This window comes from Clostridioides sp. LIBA-7602 (assembly GCF_056688945.1).
This window is the reverse complement of record NZ_CP196991.1, coordinates 3,640,351-3,664,242: the sequence shown is the minus strand read 5'-3', so window position 1 is coordinate 3,664,242 and position 23,892 is coordinate 3,640,351. Positions and strand designations below refer to the sequence as shown.

The following is a 23,892-nucleotide window of genomic DNA, read 5'->3' as shown; positions in this document are numbered from 1 at the left end:
TATGGATAGAAGTTACAATGTATTTGTTGATAATGGTCTATATGTATTAGCATATTATTTGAATAAAGATATTAATGATATAACTTATCAAGACATAGAGAATAGTATAGATTTAATGAGTGATAAAATTGAAGAATTTGTAAGTTGCGAAAAATACTCTAATTTGAAAAGTATGTGCTTTAGTAATTCTACATTAACTCAGCCAAAAGGAAAAGTTACTTTAAAGGATAAACTAAAAGGTTTTGTTGAAAACAAAGGAAATGAATATTGTAGTTTGTGTGGCCAATATAAAGCTAAAGTTAAAATTGAAGATAAAGAATATAATATAGGAAGAAGCTATATGCCTAATTTAGTTGCAAATACATTTTATAATTTTTCTAATAACTTGCAAGGTTTGAATGTATGTCCATACTGTTTAGTATTGACTATGTATTCAATTTTGAATTGTAGAGTGAGTAAGTATGCTTTTTTATACAATTCGACATCAAATGAATTTATGGAAGATTACACTTACAGGATGCAACAAGAAAATTTAATTGACATAGAGTTGGGAGCAAAGAAAGAAAAAGAAAAATATTCAACTATAGAATTATTAGAGAGTCTAATTTGTAAATATAACTCATTTGATGGGCATATAGAGCAATATATGTTTAATAACTCTGGTCAATCTCAGGATATTCAGGTAAATAACATAAAAAATAGTGATGTAAATTTGTTAATGAAATTGCAAAAAGAAGCATTACTAAGAGAGTTTAAAGATTTACATCTAGAGATATATGTACTAAGAGGTACTTTAGAAAGTAACTATCTTAGAAAAATCTATAATTTGGACAAGAGAGAGAAAATAGCTTCTGATGAACTTATTGTATTTTTAAACAGGGAGGTAAATGTATTGAAAAAAGTTAAAATAGATATAATAAAAAAACTAACAGATAAATTAAAAGCGAGTAACTTAGATATAGACAAAATTTACAAAGAATTGAAAATGCTGGGTAAATTTCATGCATATGAGGGCTGGTTGGTTAATTTAAATGAAATATATTATGAAGATACTGGAGAAAAGTTATTCGAAACAGATGATTATATAGAATTAGATGATGTAAAAGGTTTTAGACAGATTAAAAATCTAATATTAGTAAGTTTAATTTAATAATATTATGGAGGGTTAAAATGGAAAATAAAAATTCAAATAGAATGTTAAATATAGGCTATGCAATAGAGGTTTTATGTGGACGATTAAATGGAAGTAGTAGTGAAGTAGAAAAGAAAAATAATTCCTATAAGAACTCTACTTATACAAAAAAAATAGGAAATAGAAGTAGAATATCAAGTCAATGTCAAAAATATAATCAGAAGCTATTTATGGAGCAAGTTTGTGGTTATGAACAAAATGTTAAGACAAAAGATGGTAAACAAGTAAAATTGATTCCAAACCCATTTAAATATGCGACAGATGATATATTTGGGTTTATGATGGCAGAAAAATTATCTATAGAAGAAGATGTATACAATGAATTATCAGATGAAGAAAAAGAAATATATAAAAAAAATAAGAAGAAATATGAAGCAAATATAACTAAAAAAAGAAAGTCAAGATGGCAAATGAACTCTTTAATAAATGTATCAAATAGAAAGGTTGAATGGGAGTGGAATGTTTGTGGAACTACAGGAGATAGTATGCCATATCAAGTTGAAGTATATTCAGGAGTACATGCAAATATAGCAAATCTTAATATAGGAAAGATAGGAGAATATGATATATCTGATATAGCAAGTGAGCATAGAGATTATACAACTTTAGAAGCTAAATCAATTGGTGTTGAAAAGTTAGATAAAGAAGAAAAGTTTAAAAGAATAGAAGCTCTTCTAAAATCACTAGAATACTTAAGCATAGAAGGAAATAAGACAAATCATTTAACTGATACAAAACCAAAATTTGTTATATTGGGGGAATACTCATGGGGAAATAATGTATTTCAAGGAATTGTCAAAGAGAATGGATTAGATATAGAGATGTTAAAAGAATCTATAGAACAAAATGAAGAATTTAGACAAAGTGATATATGGATTGGGATAAATAAATTTTATGATGATACATTTAATGAGATAGAAGTTAATAATGAAAAGGAACAAATAAAGAAATGTCTAGAAGAAGAATTTGAAGAATATGATTTTATAAAAATATCAAATGTACATGAAGCTTTTGAGAGTTATAAAAAATTTCTAAAAGAAACTTTATAAAGGTAACATAATGAATAGTTTAGATAAGTATAAAGCTAAATCAGATGGGATAAGTATAGATAAGCATAATGAAGATATGAATTACATAATGAATCAATTAGTTAGTATATATAATATATCTTATGATATGAGAAACGATTTACATGAGGCAATTGTATGTCATGATGTAGGAAAAGTAGTAAAAAGTTTTCAAGATAATATTGAAAATACAATAAGAAGGGTTAGGCATGAGTTATTGTCAGCAAGTATTAAGCATTTAAAGAGAGGTCAGAAGTTAGCTATATTAACTCACCATAAAGATATAGAATATTTAGTTAGTCAAATAACAAATTCTATTTATGAAATTGAATTGAATGAATTAAAGGAAATATTAGATGTTGAAGTAGAAGATATAAGACCATTTATAAAGGAAATATCAAGAGCAAGAAATGATGACACTAGAAAACTTGAAAATATATTATTAAAAGGTTACTTGCAATATTGTGACCATATAGCTTCTGCTGGAATTAAAAGTATAGATAAAGGATTTAATTCTATTAAAGATTTTAGTCTACCAAAAGGTGTAAGTTATAATTCAATACAAGAAAAAGTCTTAAATATGGATAAAAATGAAGATATAATGATAATGGCTATGACAGGTCTTGGAAAAACAGCAACATCTTTATATTGGAGTGATATAGCACAAAATGAAGGTAAAAGCAAAAGAATATATTATATACTTCCATATACAGCAAGTATAAATTCTTTGTATGAAAATTTGCATAATAGGAATATAAGTGTAAGTATGTTACATAGTAAAGCTCCATATTTTTTGAATAAAATCAGCGATGAAGAAGATATAAAACAACTTTATCAGATATACAAAAAGAGTGTAAAACAGATTAATGTATGCACCATATTTCAGTTGGTAAAGTCTATATTTTCTTGTAAAAGGTTTGAAATGTTACTATCACAATTAAAAGATAGTATATTTATAGTTGATGAAATACATTGTTTTGATACAAGAGTATTGTGTTATACATTGGAGTTCTTAAAATATTTAAAAGAAAACTTAAATGTACAAATATGTATAATGAGTGCAAGCATACCAACTTGCTTAAAAAAGTTAATACAGGAAAGATTGAAAATAAGTACAATTATTGAGCCAGATAAGAATGATTTAATAAACAGACATAAGCTAAATAGAATAAATAAAAGTATACTAGATGGTTTAGACAAAATAGAAAATGATATGATTCAAGGAAAAAGGGTATTAATATGTGTTAATTCAGTAGATTTAGCTCAAGAATTATATAGGAAGCTTCAAAGTTATAATCCTAAACTAATACATGGTAGATTTAACACTAGAGATAGGGAACAAGCAGAAGAAGGTATAGACAAAAGTTTTTTATTGATAGGTACTCAAAGTATAGAGGTGAGCTTAGATATAAGTTATGATGTACTTTATACAGAGTTAGCTCCTTTTGATTCGTTGTTACAAAGATTTGGTAGAGTAAATAGAAAGGGCGAAAATAAGGAATTAAGTAATGTATATATATATGATTATGATATGAATCTTAATATATATGATTATGATATAGTAAATAGAACAGACATAGTAATATCAGAGATAATACATAAAGATAATTCTATAGTTAATGAGAGTAAAGTTTCATTTTATTTAGATAATGTCTATCTGGATATAGATATGGATAAATACAACAAGCATAAAACTACCTTAGAAATTATAATAAGAAATATGAGAGTAGGCGTCTGGAATAAATCTGCTAGTATTGATATGCTTAATAATGATAGTATTAGTGTTATACCTGAAAGTTTAATAGATGAGTATAAATTGTTTTTAAATCAAAAAATGTACTTGGAAGCTAGTTCATTATTTGTAAATGTATCTGTAAAGAGATATAATTCCAATAGAAATATGTTTTATGAAGATAATGATGTAATTGTTACAAGCTATAGTTATGATAATAAATTAGGTCTAGAATTTGATTAGGAGTATTTATTTAGATAGTTGTAAATATATATGTTTTTATATATAATTATATTGAAGCTTATTATTTAAATTAAACTATATTAGTTATAAAATGCCATGCTTATATTATGTGTTTGAATTAAACTAAATTAGTTGAGATATTAAGAATTAAAATGTTAATACAAGCAAGTTATATTAAAATATATAAAAATCATATGATAATATTTATATATTTTAGATAATGAAAAAACTAATTAAGGACATAGACATGTTTTTAATAGTTTGTATTTTGAGTATAAAAGATATTGATTGTTTAATTAATATCTTTTTATATTGTTATCTTATATCAAAAAGTATGTAATAATTCTATGTTAGATATGTTTTTAAATTTATTATGTCTTAAAAATAATATTTAGTAGTTTTGGTTTTGCAGTGAGCGAAAAAATCACATAAGTGGCTATAAATTAGTGATGGCAAAGATTACAACTGTATTTTTGATTATACCAAAAAACACTACTTAGGGCTCACTGCAAATTATTCATTTTAATAATACTATAAGTATTGGAATTACTGTAGTTTTATTTGGGGTTTAAATTACACTAAGTTAGTTATAAATCGAACTCTGTAACTCCGGATGCTGACGACCAAGATGCGTTTAAATTACACTAAGTTAGTTATAAATCAGTATTTGATTTATTAGTTTTAGGCTTTATAGCTTGTTTAAATTACACTAAGTTAGTTATAAATTCGTCCTGCACGGTTTTTACACTTGTTTCTTTCACAGTTTAAATTACACTAAGTTAGTTATAAATTTTTCTAATAATAAGTCACCATCTCGACCTGGTACACGTTTAAATTACACTAAGTTAGTTATAAATATTATCAATAAAGATTGGCATCTTAACTTCAAAATGAGTTTAAATTACACTAAGTTAGTTATAAATACAAACAAGTTGTAAGGAAACTTCCAAGCAAACCCAAGTTTAAATTACACTAAGTTAGTTATAAATATAGATAATGTAAAAAAAATTGCATGTGCTTATTCTGTTTAAATTACACTAAGTTAGTTATAAATATAAAAGTTGTAGAACTTTCTTTAAACAATCAGGGCGTTTAAATTACACTAAGTTAGTTATAAATGTAGAAGAAAACACATTAAATTCATCTGATAAAAATAGTTTAAATTACACTAAGTTAGTTATAAATGATATATCTCCTCTTTTAATAGCTGAATATAGATTTCGTTTAAATTACACTAAGTTAGTTATAAATAAAGTAAATCCATGAATAACATAATTTTTAAATAAAGTTTAAATTACACTAAGTTAGTTATAAATTTTATTAGATACACATACATCTTAATATTTTCTTCATGTTTAAATTACACTAAGTTAGTTATAAATAAGCATAAAAAATTAATTTTACTCAATAAAATAGTTTCAGGTTTAAATTACACTAAGTTAGTTATAAATCATAGCACTACACAAAGCATTAACAAGAGTTTCGCTAGTTTAAATTACACTAAGTTAGTTATAAATCGTAGCGTTGGGAGGATAATCTTTCGTGTATAGACTGTTTAAATTACACTAAGTTAGTTATAAATTATAGATTTTTAGATAATGAAGGAGATTTTATATATCGTTTAAATTACACTAAGTTAGTTATAAATATTAAAGAGCCAGACTCTCACACAGTAGAAATGAAAAGTTTAAATTACACTAAGTTAGTTATAAATTGGAGGAAATGGAGTTATATATATGATTTTGTTGAAGTTTAAATTACACTAAGTTAGTTATAAATTCAAATAATCCGCTTGAAGGGGGCTATTATCAAGCGAGTTTAAATTACACTAAGTTAGTTATAAATTTTGACATATTAAGTGATGTGGATAGAAGAATATGGTTTAAATTACACTAAGTTAGTTATAAATTCCATATATTTTTGATATTTAACCCACTCATACATAGTTTAAATTACACTAAGTTAGTTATAAATTCCTTATATGTAACCCAAATATTTAACCACTTTGTCAGTTTAAATTACACTAAGTTAGTTATAAATGTAGATACTTGAAACTGTGCAAGGTCTAAAGACTCTAGTTTAAATTACACTAAGTTAGTTATAAATTATTGAATGGTCGAGAGTTGTAACTAGGCACTACAAGTTTAGATTACACTAAATTAGTTGTAAATTTACTTATTCATTAAGAAACTTAACTGAGAGTTTGATTTATATTACTGAATTATCAAGAGTCTTAGAAAGTAGAAAATTATACCCCAATAATACCCCAACTACAAAAATAAACAATAAAAAACAATCAAAAAGATTGCTCTAACATCATAACTAAATAGATATATACCTACACTTACAAAAACCAACAAAACAATCAAATAACCACTTATAGACTCCCCTCGTCTCCACCATTGAAATCCAAGAAAAATATTAGCAAATTGCTAATATTTTTTTGTGAAAACCAATCATAACCTATATAATTAACTTATAAAACACACATGAAGAGGTAAAACTATATGGCTAAAATTGATAATATGATGTCCATATTATGGATGCTAAACTCAGATAAAAAAATCACCGCAAAACAAATATCTGAAAAACTAGAAATAAATATAAGAACTGTCTACAGACACATTGATGCACTATCTGCTAGTGGAGTACCTATAATTTCAGATACAGGTCATAATGGTGGATATACACTTTTGAATAATTTCATCAAAGCACCTCTTTTTTTCGATACAGAAGAACAAACTGCGTTACTTCATGCAGCTATATTTGCTAAAGAAGAGGGATGTTTCTTAGATGATACACTAGACAAAGCAACCTCAAAGTTAAAAATGTATTCAAATCAAAAACAAGAAGAAACTTTAACAAAACATTTAATAGGTTTTGAAGTAATAAAACCAACTGGAAAAATATCCATAGAATCTGTACTTAAGAAGTTAAAAAATAGTATAGCAAATGAATTATCTGTAGAAATCAACTATCGTACAGCTCGTGAAGAAAAATCAAAATGTAGGATTATAAATCCATATGGAATTGTTCGTTGGAATAATAATTGGTACATAGTAGCATTTTGTCAAATGAGAAATGAGATTCGTAGTTTTAGGGTAGATAGAATTAGTAGTGTCATAGAAACATCGAATACTTTTAATAGACCAAAGGAATTTTCAGCAAGTGAATTTTTTATAAGAGGAATTATGGATGAAACAAAAGATGAGGATAATATTATACCATTAGTTATAGAAGGAAGGATAAATACATTAGATAACTTATGTCAGCATTGGCTTCTAGGATATTATTTAAAAGAAAGGACTCCAAATAAAGCAATATTTAAACTTCAAGAAGAGATAATATTTACATATGTACCAAATATACTTATACCTTATAGAAAATCTGTACAAATAATTGAACCATTAAGCCTTAGGGATAAAATGGTTGAAGATTTACTCGAATTAATTAATCATTATCAAATTTAATAACTTAACTGACAGAGTATGTCAGTTAAGTTATTTTACAATGTAGGTATATTAATTAATTATAGAAGGAGCAAAAAAATGAAAAATAGAAAAGTATATATGTATGTATTCGATACTATGTCAGATTGGGAAGTTGGATATTTAACTGCTGAATTAAACACAGGAAGATATTTTAAAAAAGGATTAAAACCACTAAAAGTAATTACAGTAGGAGTTGACAAAAATCCTATTATAACAATGGGTGGATTAAAAGTTTTACCTGAGATTACAATTGATGAGCTTAATACTGAAAGTAATGACTTATTAATTTTGCCAGGGGGAAATACTTGGACATCTATAGGTCATGAGAAAATATTAGAAAAATCTAAAGAGGCTTTGGAACAAAGGTCTATAGTTGCAGCTATTTGTGGTGCTACTTTAGGGTTAGCTAAAACAGGTTTACTAGATTTTAGAAATCATACAAGTAATGATTTAGAATTTTTAAAAATGGTGATACCAAGTTATTCTGGAGAAAAATATTATAAAATGGAATCTGCGGTTAATGATGAAAATTTAATTACTGCTTCTGGAATTGCACCATTAGAATTTACAGTACAAGTTTTAAAAGTTTTAGATGTTTTTAAAGAAGAAGCATTAAGTTCTTGGTTGAATCTTTATAAAACTCATGACTCTAAATATTTTTTCGAACTAATGAATTGCAATAAATAAATTTAAGATTTAATTTTAAATTCAAATTCTAAACTACTTTTTCTATGGCAATAGATAAGTAGTTTAGAATTTTATCATATATATAATTTGTACTTATACCAACACAAATAGAAATGATAATTCCAATAATAAAATTTATAATTAGTTCAATATGGAGTACACTTCTTTCCTACTAATATAACTAAGAATATATGAAACCACCATAGATTGTAGTTTTTTCTGTTGTATTATATCATGGGATAGTAAAGTGACGTATATTTTTGATGAAAACATAGGATTGTATATGAAATGAATTAATCCTGTGTATTATTCCTGAGATTCGTGTCCAATGATTTGTAAAAATAAATAATGAAATACTTAGAAATACTTGTAAATGCTAGTCAATATTGACTAGTATTTTTTATTTTATTAATGAAATCCCCAACTGTACTTCATCCACAAAAAAAGAGGTATTTTTGAGGATGTATTGGAGTGAACTTAGGCTGTATAATTATACATTTCAATATCTTATATTAATTAGGATAATAGTTGGTAAATGATATGATTGAAACAATAGATATAATAAACTAATCTAGTACTGTACTGTAATGCTTACTAAAGAATATATTTTTATGGTATAAGAATTTTTTAGAGAGTTGGTTCTATAGGAGTGAATAAAAAAGTAATTTTATAATATTATTTGTAACCATTAGATGTCTATTATGAAATCTTTTATGGACTATACTTGTAAAAATGTTATTAAGTATTTACAATATTTTCTTGCAATTTATTTGGAAAAGTTATATATTTATAACATGAGGTGTTATAAATATATAACTTTTAAGGGGTGATTTTATATGTCTAGATCAGAGCTTGGTGTTAAAGCAAATCTTGTTTCAGAATTACTGATGCTATCCTATTTCTTTATAGACTTATTATTAGAAAAGTTTATTTTTAAAGGAGAAGGTATTTGGATTACTTTTATAATCTTATTAGTTTTTTGGGTATTTGACTCCATGTATAATAAAAAATATAATGATTTAGTTGATGAGGCATCAAAACTTATGTTATTAAAGGTTGATCAAATTGCATCAAAAATAATGCTGTACTCTATATTTGTAATAGCTGTTCTCTTTTCAGCTAATCATGCAAGAGCTTTGGATATATCAAATTTGGATATAGGTATAATTCTATTAGCAGTTTTATTTATACAATCGTTATCTAAATTAATTTTGTATATATATTTTGATAAAAGAGGGATAAGTAATTATATTAATGAAAACAAAAACTAAAGAATATATAACTTTTAAGGAGGGCTTTTATATGTCTAAATCAGAAACTGGTGTAAAATCAAAACTCATATTGGAATTACTTGTAATAACTTATCTTTTTATAGCTGTATTAGCTACTAAGTATATTTTTAAAGGTCCAAGTACTGCATCTCTTCCAGGACTGAGTTGGTTAATAGTCTTTGGATGCTATTCAGTTTATAATAAAAAATATAATGATTTAGTTGATGAATCATCTAAATTTATACTATCAAAGGTTAATCAGATTGCAATAACAATAATGATGTACTCTATAGTTATAATAGCTATTTTCTTTGCAACACCATATACAAGTAATATAAATATATCAAACTTGGATACTGGTATAATTCTTATTGCAGTTTTATTTATACAATCGTTATCTAAATTAATTTTGTATATATACTTTGATAAAAGGGGGATATGTAACTAAGTGGCAATATCGATGAAAACAAAAATTAAAGAATATAGAGAAAAACTCCTTATGACACAAAACGAACTTGCTAAATCAGTTGGGGTAAGACGTGAGACTATTGTACACTTAGAAAATGGAAAATATAATCCTTCTTTAAAGTTAGCGATGGATATTGCTAAAGTATTCGGGACCACAGTAGAAAATTTGTTTGAATTTATTGAAGAAGATTAGTAGATAGGATATAAATATTTATAAGATTGTTAATAAAATATAGTTATTTAATTATTAATTTTGTTAAAAATATTTATATATAATATAATGTATGAGTAAAGTTAGGTTGTAATTATTTTAAGATAAGAAGACTACTGTAAATGATAAAAATTAGTGAATATACAGCCAATTAATAAATAATAGATAAAACTTTAAAGCTTAGATGTGAGGATGAGATATGGTCTTACAGTAGTTCACACTTTTAATTAAGACTTAAAATGGAAACCATACACATACATACACTATTTACTGAAAGTGGACTAGATAAAAAAATAATAAGTGATTTAAGAAAGTATCTCATATACTATATAAGTATTATTTTAGGTGACCTATTTATAGGTCATTTTTTATGTATATAAATGATAATAATACTAATATTTAAAATAGGTTTTAAAGAAATAAAATATCCAGATTGAAAAATGGATTAATGTTAATAAAAAAATTATATGTATAAAAATAGGTATAATTATAGAAAAAAACAATAATAAAATAAGTTGTTATAGAAAAATACAATTATATAGATTATTGTCGAATCGTTGACTATAAGAATAATAACATTTAAAATGAACATGGAGAATATGAGGGAGGAATCAATATGAAGAGGAAAATAGCAGCTATTTTATTAACTGTAGCAATATCACTATCACTTGTAGCTTGTAGCAATGATAGCACAGCAAAAAGTGATAAATTAGAGGATACATTAGTAGTATATACTACACATGCAGAGGATATGCTAGGAGCAATCTCTGAAGAATTTAAAAAGGAAACAGGAGTTAATGTTGAATTTATAAACTTAAAAGGTGAACTAGCAGATCGTGTTAGAAGTGAAAAAGATAATCCACAAGCAGATATAATGTTTGGTGGAGATACATCTACATATATGCAATTAAAAGAAGAAGGATTATATGAAAAGACTGAACCAAGCTGGAATAATGAATTGGACAAGTCTTATAAAGATTCAGAAGGATATTGGTATGGAACTATAAAAACGCCAGTAATGATGTTTTATAACACAAAACTATTATCAGCTGATAAAGCACCAAAAGATTGGAGCGATTTAACAAAAGAAGAATATAAAGATTTAATAGTTACTAGAGACTCATTATCATCATCTATGCGTTCTACTGTTAGTAACTTAATCAATTACTATTCAACTACTAAAAGTGAAGATGAAGCTTGGAAGTACCTTGAAGATTTAAATAAAAATATAAAGAACTACTACAATAGTGGAAGTGTTATGTATTCAGCAATAGGTAAAGGTGAAGCTGCTATATCTGTTGCAGTATTAAGTGATATAATAGATAATAGAGAAAAAAATAATATGCCATTAGAAGTTGTGGATGCAGAGAGTGGTTCTGTAGTAATCACAGACTGTGTAGCAGCTTTAAAAAATGCACCACATCCAAAAGCAGCAGCTAAATTTGTAGATTTTGTTGGAAGTGCTAAGGTTCAAGCTATGATTGCAAATGATTTTAACCGTATTCCGACATTAGATTCTGCACTTAAAGATTCACCAAAGTGGATGTCGAAAGAATATAAAGCTATGGATGTAGATTGGTCTGTAATTGGAAAAAATCAGTCTAACTGGATTGAAAAATGGGAAACAGATATAATAGATAACAATAAAACTATAAAATAGCCTAATTAAATAATTTAATATTATATACAAAAATAGTGAGGATTTTCCTCGCTATTTTACGTATAAGGGAACTATGGTATCTCATAGTTTTTGTATAGCTCATACAAACAAATGATACTAATACACCAATATTAAATAAAATAGCTTTTGAGCAACTGACGAAGTAGTTGGAGATATGAAGTGATTCTTAGACGTAGTCGCTCAATTGAAGCAAATTTTTTATTATGTAAAACTTTTAATTATAGTAAAGGTACAATTTATGTGAGCAAGGAGATAAAAATGGGACTGAAAATTAGTGATTATAAATTATTATGCAATAAAGGTAGTGGCAATTTTAACGAAGATATCATAGGTTTATCACCTTATGGAGCATGGGTACTTGATGGAGCTACAGGTTTAAATAATAAGAACTTAGTCTCTACAGAAAGTGATGCCAAATGGTATGTAAGTTGGTGGAATAGTTATCTTCATGATAATGTGGGAAGAGAAGATAGCTTAAAAGTAATTATTAAAGAAGGCATTGAGGAAATAACAAAAGAGTATCGCAAATTAATAGGTGATAAAGAAATAGAAGCAATAGATATTCCTTCTTGTTCATGCTCTATATTAAAGTTTTATAAAGATAAGATAGAGTATTTACTTTTGGGAGATTGTACTTTATTAGTTAGCTATAATGAATCTGTGAAAGTTTTAAAAGATGAGACTCTATGTAGGCTTGATAAAAAAGTATTTGATTTTATGCAAGATGGCAAAGACTCTTTAAACCTTACCTTAAATGAGAGAAAAGCTAAGGTAATGCCAATTATAATAGATAATAGACTTAAGAAAAATACTGTAGGTGGATATTGGGCTTTAGAATTTTCTAAAGATGCTGTTGATAATTGTGTAAGTGGATTTATTGATATAGAATATAAAATGAAAATTATGATATCTAGTGATGGTTTTTCATGTGGATATGATAGATATAAGATTTTTGATAAAGACGAAATGATGAAAATAGCAGAAGTTAAAGGTATAGACTATATATATAGAAAAGTTAGGAAGCTAGAAAAGGATGATGAAATGGCAATAGAGTTTCCTAGATTTAAAATCTATGATGATTCATCATGTGTATATTTAGAGATTTATAAATATTAGATAATTTGTGGAGACGATATGAAGAATATAGAATTAAAAGAAATTAATCATTATTATGGAAAAGAAAAAGTATTACATGATATTAATATATCCATTAAGGAAGGAGAATTTTTTACTTTATTAGGCCCTTCTGGATGTGGTAAAACAACTATTTTAAGAATAATTGGTGGATTTATAAAACCTTCTTCTGGAAGTATTTATGTTGGTGATAAGAATATTACCAATCTAGAACCAGAAAATAGAAATATGGGGACTGTTTTTCAAAACTATGCACTGTTTCCAAATATGACTGTAGAAGAAAATGTATCTTATGGATTGAAAATAAAAAAGTTATCTAAAAAAATTATAGTGGAAAAATGTGATACTTATTTAGAATTGGCAGGAATGAAAGATTTTAAGAAAAAAAAGATTGATGAATTATCTGGTGGACAGCAACAAAGAGTAGCAGTAGCAAGAGCATTAGCTACTGAGCCTACTATGCTTTTATTAGATGAGCCAATGTCTAATCTAGATGTAGCTTTAAGAGTCAAAATGAGAGAGGAAATAAGAGAGATACAGAAAAAGATAGGTATTACTACTTTATTTATTACTCATGATCAACAAGAAGCCTTAGCTATTTCTGATAGAATAGCTATAATGGAGAAGGGGAAAGTTCTTCAAATTGGTATGCCAATGGAAGTTTACAAAAGCCCATTGAATGATTTCGTAGCAAACTTTGTAGGTACTTCAAACTGTATTGAAAAAGAGGATTATGTCAATTTCAGCATTGAAAAAGAGACAAAGCCCTATATTTATAAAAGACCTGAAGAAATGGTATTATTACAAAATACCAACCAAAGCGGATTTGTAAAAGTAAAAGTAGAATCTAAGAATTTCTTAGGTCCAATTTTAGAATATACAGTATCAAATAATGGAAAAAAGTATCAAGTAACTGAACTTAATAGACTGAATAATAGTAATAAATTAAACGTAGGGGATATGGCATATTTAGGCGTGTTACAAGGTGAACAATATGATTAAAAAAATAAACCATAGTAAATTCACACCTAAAAATATTATTTCTATTATTTTATACAGTATATTATTTTGGATTCTGATTGGATATATTATCGTTCCAATAGGTAACACTTTTGCACAAGCATTCCAAGGTGAAGGTGGATATTCTTTTGAAGTTTTCAAAGAATATTTTTCAAATACTAATAATTTAAGGGTAGTAAGTAATACTATAATTTTGGGGTTGGGTTCTGTATTCGTATGTGGAATTATGGGAATATCACTTGCCTTATATATGACATTTATTTGTGATAAACACAAAAAAATAATACATATTCTTTTACTAAGTCCAATGATGATTCCTGGAGTAATTATGGTAATTGCATGTATTCAGCTTTATGGAGAAACTGGTATAGTTACAAAATTTATAGAAATTTTACTCTCCTTTATCAACAAACCTTATGATTTTAGTGGGTTAAAGGGAATTTTATTTGTGGTTGCCTATACTCAGTATGTGTATTTTTATTTAAATGTATATGTTGCCTTAAAATATGTGGATTACTCAACAGTTGAGGCGGCAAAAGGAATGGGAGCATCAAAGCTAAGAGTATTTTTTGATGTAATATGGCCTGTTATTACACCTGCTGTTATAACCTCCACTATTATAACTTTTGCATCAGGTATTAGTTCTTTCTCAGCACCAAATCTTATAGGTGGTGGTTTTAAAGTTTTAAGTACTCAGATTGTTAGGTCTAAGGCTAATAACCATATGGATATAGCCTCAGTTCAAGTAATTACTTTATTACTAATGGGAATTGTATTTATGCTTTTGTTACAGTATTATGGCAAAAAATATGGAGTAGTATCATCTCTAAAATCTCAAAGTTATAAAGTTGATAATAGAAAAAAAGACTTATTTACATTTGTATGTAAGATTATTATTGAAATACAAATTATTATGATTATGCTTCCTATAATTACTATTGTATACTTATCATTTGTAAGTACACATTCAATTATGACAACCATATTTCCTAGGGACTTTACACTGGAAAACTACCAGATGATTTTCCAAAAATCACGTGTATTACAGCCTATTTTAAACAGTTTGAAAATGTCTTTAATGGCAGTGGCATTAGGATTGATAATTACTGTACCAGTATCATATTTAGTAATTAAAAATGATAATACATATAATCGACTAGCAAAATTTATTATAATGTTACCTTGGAGTATGCCTGCAAGTGCCATTGCAGTTAACCTAATTAATACATTTAATCAAAAAAGTATATTTGCTTTTAATGAATCCTTAATAGGTGGTTTTTATATTTTACCTATAGCATATACAATTTATGCCTTGCCATTACTATTTTCATCCAATGAAGTTGCTATGAAGTCAATAAATTTAGGACTAGAAGAATCATCAAGGAGTTTAGGTGCTGGAAAGATACAAACCTTTTATAATGTAATAATACCAAATATGATGCCAGGAATAATTTCAGGAGCTATATTAGTATTCATTCGTACAATTGGAGAATATACAATGTCAGCCTTGCTTTATGGCGTTTACAATAGACCTATTTCAATTTCTATTGTAACTAATATGCAAGAATTTAAGATAGGAGTATCTATGGCTTATGGTGTATTAGTAATTGGTATATGTTATATAGCATTAGGAATAATTTTTAAATTGGATAAAAAAAGATTTACATAAAATAACAGATACTAATTTATAAATTAGTGGTTAGAAAACCAAGTCTCTTCATTTCTTAGAACTGAACTTAAGGAGTGTAATTTTGGTGTTTTATGTCAAGATTATGTGAATAAAAAATTAGATAATTGTGAGTATGATTCCTATAAATCATATCTGCTATTGAAATCTACAAAAAGATATTGGCTAAATAGCTAATATCTTTTTAATTTTTTGATACAAATATAGTATTAACTGTAGTGTTAGTATTTTAAAATTTATAGCTATAGGTATGTAAAATATAACATCTATATAAAATATGTTATTATTGCCTGTTAATTTTTTAGTAAATAAAAGTAGGATATTTGATATGCCTTATATCTTTTGATAAATTAGATGATATAACTATAGGATAGAATTTAAATGAATACTTACAAAGAACCGTAATTATTAGAGTCAGCTTTTAAGCTTATTGAGTATTGATAACAAATAACTTTAAGAAATTAGGACATTAAATGATTTCATAAAATTTTGTAATTTAGTATATCTTTGCTTTATGAACTATTATTCCAGTTTATAATATTAATTTGTTAGAATGTAATAATTTGAAACACTAAAGGCATTGTAATTGTATTTATCTAATTGATTATTATAAATAATTAGGAAAGATAAGTCATGTTAAAACAGTTAAGAAGAGAAGTTGTACCTAAGAAATATAATTAACTATGATACAGACTTCTAAAAACTCCTTATTGAAAAGGAACTAAGAATATATAATAAAAGTTCCTTTTCAATAAGGAAAACGATTGTTATTTTCTGACTTTTATTACCCTGATATTATTTAAATATAAACAATAACAAAACCAATAACAAATAAATCAAAATTAAAAATATCAGGAGGTACAATATGTTAATAAATATGAAGGAAATGTTACAAGTGGCACAAGAAAATCAATTCGCTGTACCAGCATTTAATATAGGGAGTGGGCAAATACTTAAAGCGGTAGTACAGAGTGCTAATGAAAAAAATGCACCAGTAATCCTTGCAATTCACCCAAATGAGTTAAGTTTTCTAGAAGATAGTTTTGTAGCTAGTTGTATAGAAGAAGCAAATAAGAGTAAGGTACCTATGGTAATACACTTAGACCATGGAGCAAATAAAAGTCAAATATTAAGAGCTATAAGATGTGGATTTACATCAGTAATGATTGATGGGTCACATTTACAATATGAAGAAAATGTAGCTATATCTAGAGAAGTAGTAGAAATAGCAAAAGGATTAAATGTATCTGTAGAAGGAGAACTTGGCACAATAGGGACAACTGGAACATCAGGAGAAGGTGGTTCTGATGAAATAATATATACAAATCCACAATTAGCTAGGGATTTTGTTGAAAAAACAGGAGTAGACACACTAGCCATTGCAATTGGTACAGCGCATGGTATATATCCAAAAGGGTTTAAACCAAAACTTAGATTAGATTTATTAAAAGAAATAAAAGAAGTAGTAGATATACCTTTAGTCCTTCATGGAGGCTCATCAAATCCAGATGAAGAAATAGCACAAGCAGTTAAACTAGGAGTTTGTAAAGTAAATATTTCAAGTGATGTTAAATCAGCATATTATAAGAAGTGCAGAGAAGTATTAGAACAAAATCCAAGTTTATATGAACCAGATGCTATATATCCACAATGTATAGAGGCTGCAAGGGAAGTTATAGAGTTTAAAATGAATTTATTCAATGACATAGATAAATTAAAATGCTTTTCACAAAAAGAAGAATTAGTGATTGGATAATAAATTACGAGGAGGTGAGAGTCTATGATAGAGCAAATATTACGTAGTGATTGTATTGTATTAGATAAACAATTTAAAACTAAGAAAGAAGTAATTGATTATATGGCAAATCATTTGTATCATGGAAAGTATATAAATGATAAAGAAAAGTTCATAATTGATATTAATAAACGTGAAGAGGAATCACCAACCAACATGGGAAATTTAATAGCTATTCCTCATGCTAAGTCAAGTGCAGTAAATCAACCTGTGATGATGTATTTAAGAACAGATAAGGACATTGTGGATAATGATGGTCAAAAACTTAGGTCATTTTTTATGATAGCAATTCCAGAATCAGGTTTGGACGCTCATCTTAAGATTATATCTAAACTAGCTACATATTTAATGGATGAAAATCTTATTAAGAATCTACTAAATGCAGAAACTCCATATGAAATATTAAATATATTTAATTGTAAGGCTGTAGAATCAGGAGATTTAAGTAATAATCAAAGTAAAGGTCTTATAGTTGGAATAACAGGATGTCCAACAGGGATAGCTCATACTTTTATGGCAAAAAAAGCGTTAGAGGAAGCAGGACAAGAACTTGGATATGAAGTTAAAATAGAAACACATGGAGCTATAGGTATAGAAAATAAGTTAACCAAAGAGGATATAAAAAGAGCGGAGTACGTGATAATAGCTTGTGATAGAGAAATTCAAACAAGTAGATTTATAGGAAAAAAAGTATTACAAAAGAAAGTAGCAGATGCTAAGAATGTTTCACTAGCAAAAAATCTAATTATAAATGCTGAAAACGGCATGGCCAAAGAAATTAAGCCAGGTGGAAAAACTTTAGAAGATTCAAAAGAAATACTTCAAGGGTCAGAGAAAAAAGGTATTTATAAACACTTAATGAATGGTGTATCTGAAATGATTCCATTTGTAGTAATAGGTGGGATTGGTATAGCTATAGCGTTTATGTTTGGTATATTTGCATCAGACCCAACTCATGAAACATACAACCCTATAGCTGGATTCTTTGGACAACTTGGAGGCGACTCAGCATTTAAGTTATTCATACCAATACTTGCTGGTTTTATAGCTAAATCAATTGCTGGAAGGCAAGGTTTTGCTCCTGCTATGATAGCTGGTTTTATGGCAGTTATTGGAGGTTCAGGATTCCTAGGGGGTATGGTAGCAGGATTCGCAACAGGATATATAGCTTTAGGAGTAATGAAGATAACAGAAAATTTACCAGATGTATTAAAGGGAGTAAATGCCGTACTGATATGTCCATTGTTGATTGCATTCACAAGTGGGGCTATAATGTTCTTCATAGTTAATACGCCAGCATCATGGTTAAATGAAGCTTTACAGTCATGGTTACAAAGTATGTCTGGAACTAATAAAATATTATTAGGAGCAATATTAGCAGGAATGATGGCATCAGATATGGGAGGTCCTATTAATAAAACAGCTTCAGCATTTGGATTAGCTATGTTCTCTAGTAATGTATTTGAACCATCAGCAGCATTAATGGTAGGTGGAATGGTACCTCCATTAGCAATAGCATTAGCTATGTTAATATTTAAAAATAAGTTTACTAAAGAAGAAAGAAAGTCAGCACTGCCAACTGCTATAATGGGTGCATCTTTTATAACAGAAGGAGCAATACCATTTGCAGCTGCAGACCCATTAAGAATGATTCCAGCAAATATAATTGGTTCTTGTATAGGTGGGGCAATATGTATGAGTTTAGATATAACCTTGATGGCACCACATGGAGGAATATTTGTAATACCATTTGCATGTAGTGCACCAGTTGCGTATATAGCTTGCATATTAGCTGGAACAGTAATAACAACATTAATTATAGGGATAACAAAACCTACTGTAAAGAGTGAAAGTAGTGAATTTGAATTAATTAGCGCTTAAATTATAAATAAGATTGAAAATAAGGATATTGAGAAGTAGTCAGCTACATCTCAATATCCTTACTTTTTATTTTGAAATTATATTATATATTATATTAATTTTGTAAAGTGTATCATAAATTCTTTTATGATACAGAAGTATCTTAGTATTCTTACATAGTGATAAAATATGCTAAAATGGTACTTAATAGAAATATCAAAAAATAGGTAGGGGGCATAAGTATGCTTGTATCAAGACAAATTGAATTTCTTAAATTGATATTAAATGAAAATGAATATAAACCTATAAAATACTTTAAAGATAAGTTAAATGTATCAGACAAAACATTACAAAAAGATTTGAAGATTATTGAGATATATCTAGAAACTTTTAATATAAAAATTGATATAAAAAGAGGTTGTGGAATATTAATCGAAGCTTCAGCAAAGAAAAATATAGACCTAATTAATAGTTTAAATATACAACCAAAGGGAAATAAATCTTTATCAGTAGAGCAAAGAAGAATGGAAATTTTAAAATATCTATTATTAAATTCAAGTAATATAACTTCAATAAATCAGTTATCGGATAAATATTATGTAAGTAAAACTTCTATAGTAAATGATTTTAAATATATAGAGGAATGGATAAAAGAATATAATTTAAAACTTAATAAAACCTTAGAGGGAACTAAAATTATAGGTAAAGAAGTAGATATAAGGAAATCGATTGCTAAGATGGTAGATGATTTATTAGATGAAAATTATGAACAGCATGATATATCTGAGTTAACAAGATTAGATTCTGCTACATTTAGTGCATTGATAAATTTATTTGATATTGATTCCATCATATTTGTAGAAACTATAATTACAGAATTGGAAAACAATTTAGGCTATGTTATAAGTCAGCCCTACTATATAAATTTAATTACGCATATACTTATATGTTTAAAGAGAGTTAAAGAAGGTAATCAAATAGAGTTTCAGGAAGAAAAGGAAGTTTCCATATGTAATTTGGATGAGTTAGTATATCAAAAAGTCACTACACTTATAGGTAAAATAGAAAATAGATATGGAGTAAAAATAACTAAAGATGAAATTAAATATATATATATTTATTTAGTATCATCTGGATTTAGTAGCGAAAGTAATAGGAGTTGCAATGATGAATCATATATATTAAGTGACAGTGAAAAAGTATCATCTATAATGATAGAGAATATGTCACAGTTTTTAAATATAAGTCTTAGAGATGATGAACTATTACAAAAAAGTCTAGTATCTCATGTAAGGCACATGTTAAACAGATTAAGATATGATATCCAAATAAAAAACCCATTATTAGAAGAGATACAAGAGAGATTTTCGGAGGTATTGGGATTGTGCATGATGACTATAAACATTATGAAAGAACATTATAATCTTAAGGATATTAGTATAGATGAAGTTTCGTATATTGCTACATATTTTCAAGCGGCTATAGAAAGAAATATGAGTAGTAAGAGAGTAATAGTAGTTTGCAATACAGGATATGGAACATCTCAGCTTCTTGCAGCTAGATTAAAAAGAGAATTTCCTGAGTGGACTATAGTTGATATAATTCCTATGCATCAGTTGAATAAGCGAAATTTAGATGATGTAGATTTTGTAATATCTACTGTAAATTTAGATTTGAGAGACAAATTACATATAGTTGTATCAGTGCTATTAATGGAAAGTGATATCAATAATATAAAAAATGCTTTACTTAATAAACCTAGGAAGAGTATGAACTTAGATACAAATTTATTAGGAGTGTATTTAAAAGATAATATATATTTTAATCTTGATGTAAGCCAGATGGGAAGTTTAATAGGTATGAATTTAAGCAGTAAATATGATTCTATCTCATTAGGAAAAGATTTAAATATATATATATGCAATCAAAGTAAAGTAAATAAGGTAATAATGAATGTTGATAATGTTAATAGAGTGATTAATCTTTATTTAGAAACTAGTAATCATAGTTTTTTAAAGCATATACTGATTGAAGTATCAAATCTATATAGGCAAAAAAACTATGTAAATTATATAATAGATTGCGAAAGAGAAGAGGATATTAAAATATTATTTGATAATAATGTACTGGAGAAAATAAATGGAAATTAGAGATATATTAAGCGAAGAAAGTATTATTTTAGACTTAAAATCAACTACAAAAGAAGGCATAATACAAGAATTAGTAGATAAATTATACGATAAAGGAAGTATAACTTCAAAAAGCAAGTTCATAAAATCACTAAAGCATAGAGAGAAAATAGGCTCTACAAGTATAGGTTATCAGATGGCTATGCCACATGGAAAGACAAAGTATGTGAAGAAAGTATCTGTAGTAATAGGTAAATCTAGAGAAGGTGTAGATTGGCCAAGTATAGATGGCTTGCCTGTAAAAGTAATAATTATGTTTGCTATGCCACAATCTGAAAGCAATGAGGATATAATATTAATATCTAAAATAGCTTATATTTTAGGTGGTAAATATGTAAGTGAAAAGCTTTTAAATGCACATACTAAAAAAGAAATACTAGATGTGTTTTATGAAGCTTAAATATTATATAAACTATAAATTTGAATTTATTTTTGGATATTGAATTAATATAAAAGAACCTGGTGAAATCTACATGGATTATAATTTTTATAAAAAATATATTTATTTAAAATGTGCATCTGATTGGGGATGTGCTTTTTTGTTGTTTGTTATAACTACAAATGAAAGATAACAATTATGAGGATTTTTCAAAACTTAACCCATAAAGACATAAAATGTGTTGTTATAGGTGCCTATTCTAAATATGTATCAAGTTATGAAGGTGGTTATTAGGCTTAAATAAAAGAAAGTTACTATATGAAAACAATAATGCTTTAAAATCTATGAAAAGCTTGTGTAATAGAGATGGTAAAAATTTAATGGTAATCAAATTCTTTACCAATGAATATAAAAAATATCTACGTGTTATAATAGTTTAAACTAATGAACGAAAGGTAGATAAAAGCATATGAGATATAAGCATATAATTGAAGTTAATAAAGAACTTTGTATTGGATGTGGACTTTGCAAAAATGATTGTCCAGTAAATAATATAGATATAAAAAATAAAAAATCAGTAATTAAAAATCAAGACTGTCTAATGTGTGGACATTGTGCAGCGATTTGTCCAAAAGAAGCTATTACACTGACAGGGTTTGATGAACCACCAATAGAACTTACAAATAGGCCAAAATTAGACTCAGATGAATTATTAATGGCAATTAAATCTAGAAGAAGTATTCGTAAATTCAAAGATAAAGAAGTTTCTCCAGAAATTGTAAAGCAAATTATTGAGGCAGGTAGGTATACACCTAGTGCTAAAAATTCACAAGATGTATCATATATTGTTTTGGATAATAAAAAAGCAATATATGAAAAGGAAGCAGTGAAATTTTTTAGAAAAATAAAACCTATTGCAAATATAGTTGTTAAATATTCAAAGGAAGTTTCGATTGATGGTAACTTTTTTTTCAAGAATGCTCCTACTGCAATAATTATAGTTACAAAAGATAAGATTAGTGGTTCACTTGCAGCATCAAATATGGCACTAATGGCAGAATCTTATGGTCTAGGAGTTTTATTTAGTGGATATTTTTCAGATGTAGCAAATAATTCACCAAAGTTAAAAAAACTTTTAGGTCTAAAACACAGGGATCATGTACTTATGACACTAGTGATTGGATATCCAGATGTTAAATATAGACGTACAGCACAAAAAGAATCAGCAAATGTTAAGTACTTATAAGAAGTGGAGGATTTTATGGAAAAAGAATGTCAACAAAGAATACAAGAAATAACATCTAAATTTAAAGAATGTCGTAAAGCTATTTCTGCTATGGGTGATGAAACTAGACAGTTGATTTTAATTACACTTCTAGAGAGTGATTTTAATGGAATAAGAGTGGGAGAAATTACAGAAAAAACACATCTTTCTCGTCCTGCTGTATCTCATCATCTTAAAATATTGAAAGAAGCAGAAATTGTCAATGTACGTAGAGAAGGAACAAAAAACTACTATTATCTTGACTCAAAAGAATCACAATGGAAATCACTAACAGAATTAATAAATCTTATATTTATTGGAATACAACATATTGGTGAAAATGATGTAAGAAAAGGTGAGTAAAATAATTTAACAAAAAGGGAGTATCTCAAAACTAACTTTTTAGTTCATGAGGTTCTCTTTTTTGTATGAAATCAAATATATTTCTATGATTTTAACAATGAAAAAGGGGCTTATCTCAATCTTGAGACTGCCCCTTTTATAATGGTTTAAATGGCAAA

At 26.9% G+C, this 23,892-nt stretch carries 18 protein-coding genes and 1 CRISPR repeat array; all 18 genes read left to right on the top strand.

Annotation, left to right across the window (positions count from 1 at the left end; all coding sequences use genetic code 11):
- Position 1 precedes the first annotated feature (1 nt).
- Complete coding sequence (locus ACTG45_RS17050; RefSeq protein WP_021385950.1) at positions 2 to 1,150, top strand: hypothetical protein; 1,149 nt, start codon at positions 2 to 4, stop codon at positions 1,148 to 1,150.
- 20 nt (positions 1,151 to 1,170) lie between these two features.
- Entirely contained in the window at positions 1,171 to 2,241 is a 1,071-nt protein-coding gene (locus tag ACTG45_RS17045) for a CRISPR-associated negative auto-regulator DevR/Csa2 family protein (protein ID WP_021362979.1), read from the top strand.
- Positions 2,242 to 2,251: 10 nt separating this feature from the next.
- Positions 2,252 to 4,234 (top strand): CRISPR-associated helicase/endonuclease Cas3, encoded by a 1,983-nt coding sequence (locus ACTG45_RS17040; protein WP_021385995.1) that lies wholly within the window; start codon positions 2,252 to 2,254, stop codon positions 4,232 to 4,234.
- 566 nt (positions 4,235 to 4,800) lie between these two features.
- Positions 4,801 to 6,405: a CRISPR direct-repeat array (repeat unit 29 nt; unit sequence GTTTAAATTACACTAAGTTAGTTATAAAT).
- 336 nt (positions 6,406 to 6,741) lie between these two features.
- On the top strand, positions 6,742 to 7,704 hold the full coding sequence (locus ACTG45_RS17035) for a helix-turn-helix transcriptional regulator (protein WP_479919471.1): 963 nt from the start codon (positions 6,742 to 6,744) through the stop codon (positions 7,702 to 7,704).
- Positions 7,705 to 7,782: 78 nt separating this feature from the next.
- Positions 7,783 to 8,412 carry a type 1 glutamine amidotransferase family protein gene (locus ACTG45_RS17030; protein ID WP_479919470.1) on the top strand — a complete coding sequence of 210 codons (630 nt, stop codon included), beginning with the start codon at positions 7,783 to 7,785 and terminating at the stop codon, positions 8,410 to 8,412.
- 836 nt (positions 8,413 to 9,248) lie between these two features.
- A complete protein-coding gene (locus ACTG45_RS17025; RefSeq protein ID WP_479919469.1) occupies positions 9,249 to 9,683 on the top strand; it encodes a hypothetical protein in 435 nt (144 codons plus the stop codon).
- Positions 9,684 to 9,714: 31 nt separating this feature from the next.
- Positions 9,715 to 10,131 carry a hypothetical protein gene (locus ACTG45_RS17020; RefSeq protein ID WP_021386009.1) on the top strand — a complete coding sequence of 139 codons (417 nt, stop codon included), beginning with the start codon at positions 9,715 to 9,717 and terminating at the stop codon, positions 10,129 to 10,131.
- A 12-nt stretch (positions 10,132 to 10,143) separates the two neighbouring features.
- Positions 10,144 to 10,344: a helix-turn-helix transcriptional regulator gene (locus ACTG45_RS17015; RefSeq protein ID WP_021397358.1), complete on the top strand. Its 201-nt coding sequence runs from the start codon at positions 10,144 to 10,146 to the stop codon at positions 10,342 to 10,344.
- A 634-nt stretch (positions 10,345 to 10,978) separates the two neighbouring features.
- A complete protein-coding gene (locus tag ACTG45_RS17010) occupies positions 10,979 to 12,022 on the top strand; it encodes an extracellular solute-binding protein (protein WP_479919468.1) in 1,044 nt (347 codons plus the stop codon).
- Between the two features lie 279 nt (positions 12,023 to 12,301).
- Positions 12,302 to 13,159, top strand: coding sequence for a hypothetical protein (locus tag ACTG45_RS17005; protein ID WP_479919467.1), 858 nt, complete (start codon positions 12,302 to 12,304; stop codon positions 13,157 to 13,159).
- Between the two features lie 18 nt (positions 13,160 to 13,177).
- Entirely contained in the window at positions 13,178 to 14,179 is a 1,002-nt protein-coding gene (locus ACTG45_RS17000) for an ABC transporter ATP-binding protein (protein ID WP_479917529.1), read from the top strand.
- Complete coding sequence (locus ACTG45_RS16995) at positions 14,172 to 15,866, top strand: ABC transporter permease (RefSeq protein ID WP_479919466.1); 1,695 nt, start codon at positions 14,172 to 14,174, stop codon at positions 15,864 to 15,866. Before ACTG45_RS17000 ends, ACTG45_RS16995 begins: the two co-directional genes overlap by 8 nt.
- An 883-nt stretch (positions 15,867 to 16,749) precedes the next feature.
- Complete coding sequence (locus ACTG45_RS16990) at positions 16,750 to 17,640, top strand: ketose-bisphosphate aldolase (RefSeq protein WP_479917527.1); 891 nt, start codon at positions 16,750 to 16,752, stop codon at positions 17,638 to 17,640.
- Between the two features lie 24 nt (positions 17,641 to 17,664).
- Positions 17,665 to 19,560, top strand: a complete 1,896-nt coding sequence (locus ACTG45_RS16985) for a PTS fructose transporter subunit IIABC (protein ID WP_479917526.1) — start codon at positions 17,665 to 17,667, stop codon at positions 19,558 to 19,560.
- Positions 19,561 to 19,781: 221 nt separating this feature from the next.
- Entirely contained in the window at positions 19,782 to 21,689 is a 1,908-nt protein-coding gene (locus ACTG45_RS16980; protein ID WP_479917525.1) for a BglG family transcription antiterminator, read from the top strand.
- Entirely contained in the window at positions 21,679 to 22,128 is a 450-nt protein-coding gene (locus ACTG45_RS16975) for a PTS sugar transporter subunit IIA (protein WP_479917524.1), read from the top strand. The genes ACTG45_RS16980 and ACTG45_RS16975 overlap by 11 nt, the downstream gene beginning before the upstream one ends.
- A gap of 448 nt (positions 22,129 to 22,576) precedes the next feature.
- Positions 22,577 to 23,353, top strand: coding sequence for a nitroreductase family protein (locus ACTG45_RS16970; RefSeq protein ID WP_479919465.1), 777 nt, complete (start codon positions 22,577 to 22,579; stop codon positions 23,351 to 23,353).
- A 15-nt stretch (positions 23,354 to 23,368) separates the two neighbouring features.
- Positions 23,369 to 23,734: an ArsR/SmtB family transcription factor gene (locus ACTG45_RS16965; protein ID WP_227859683.1), complete on the top strand. Its 366-nt coding sequence runs from the start codon at positions 23,369 to 23,371 to the stop codon at positions 23,732 to 23,734.
- Positions 23,735 to 23,892 lie beyond the last annotated feature (158 nt).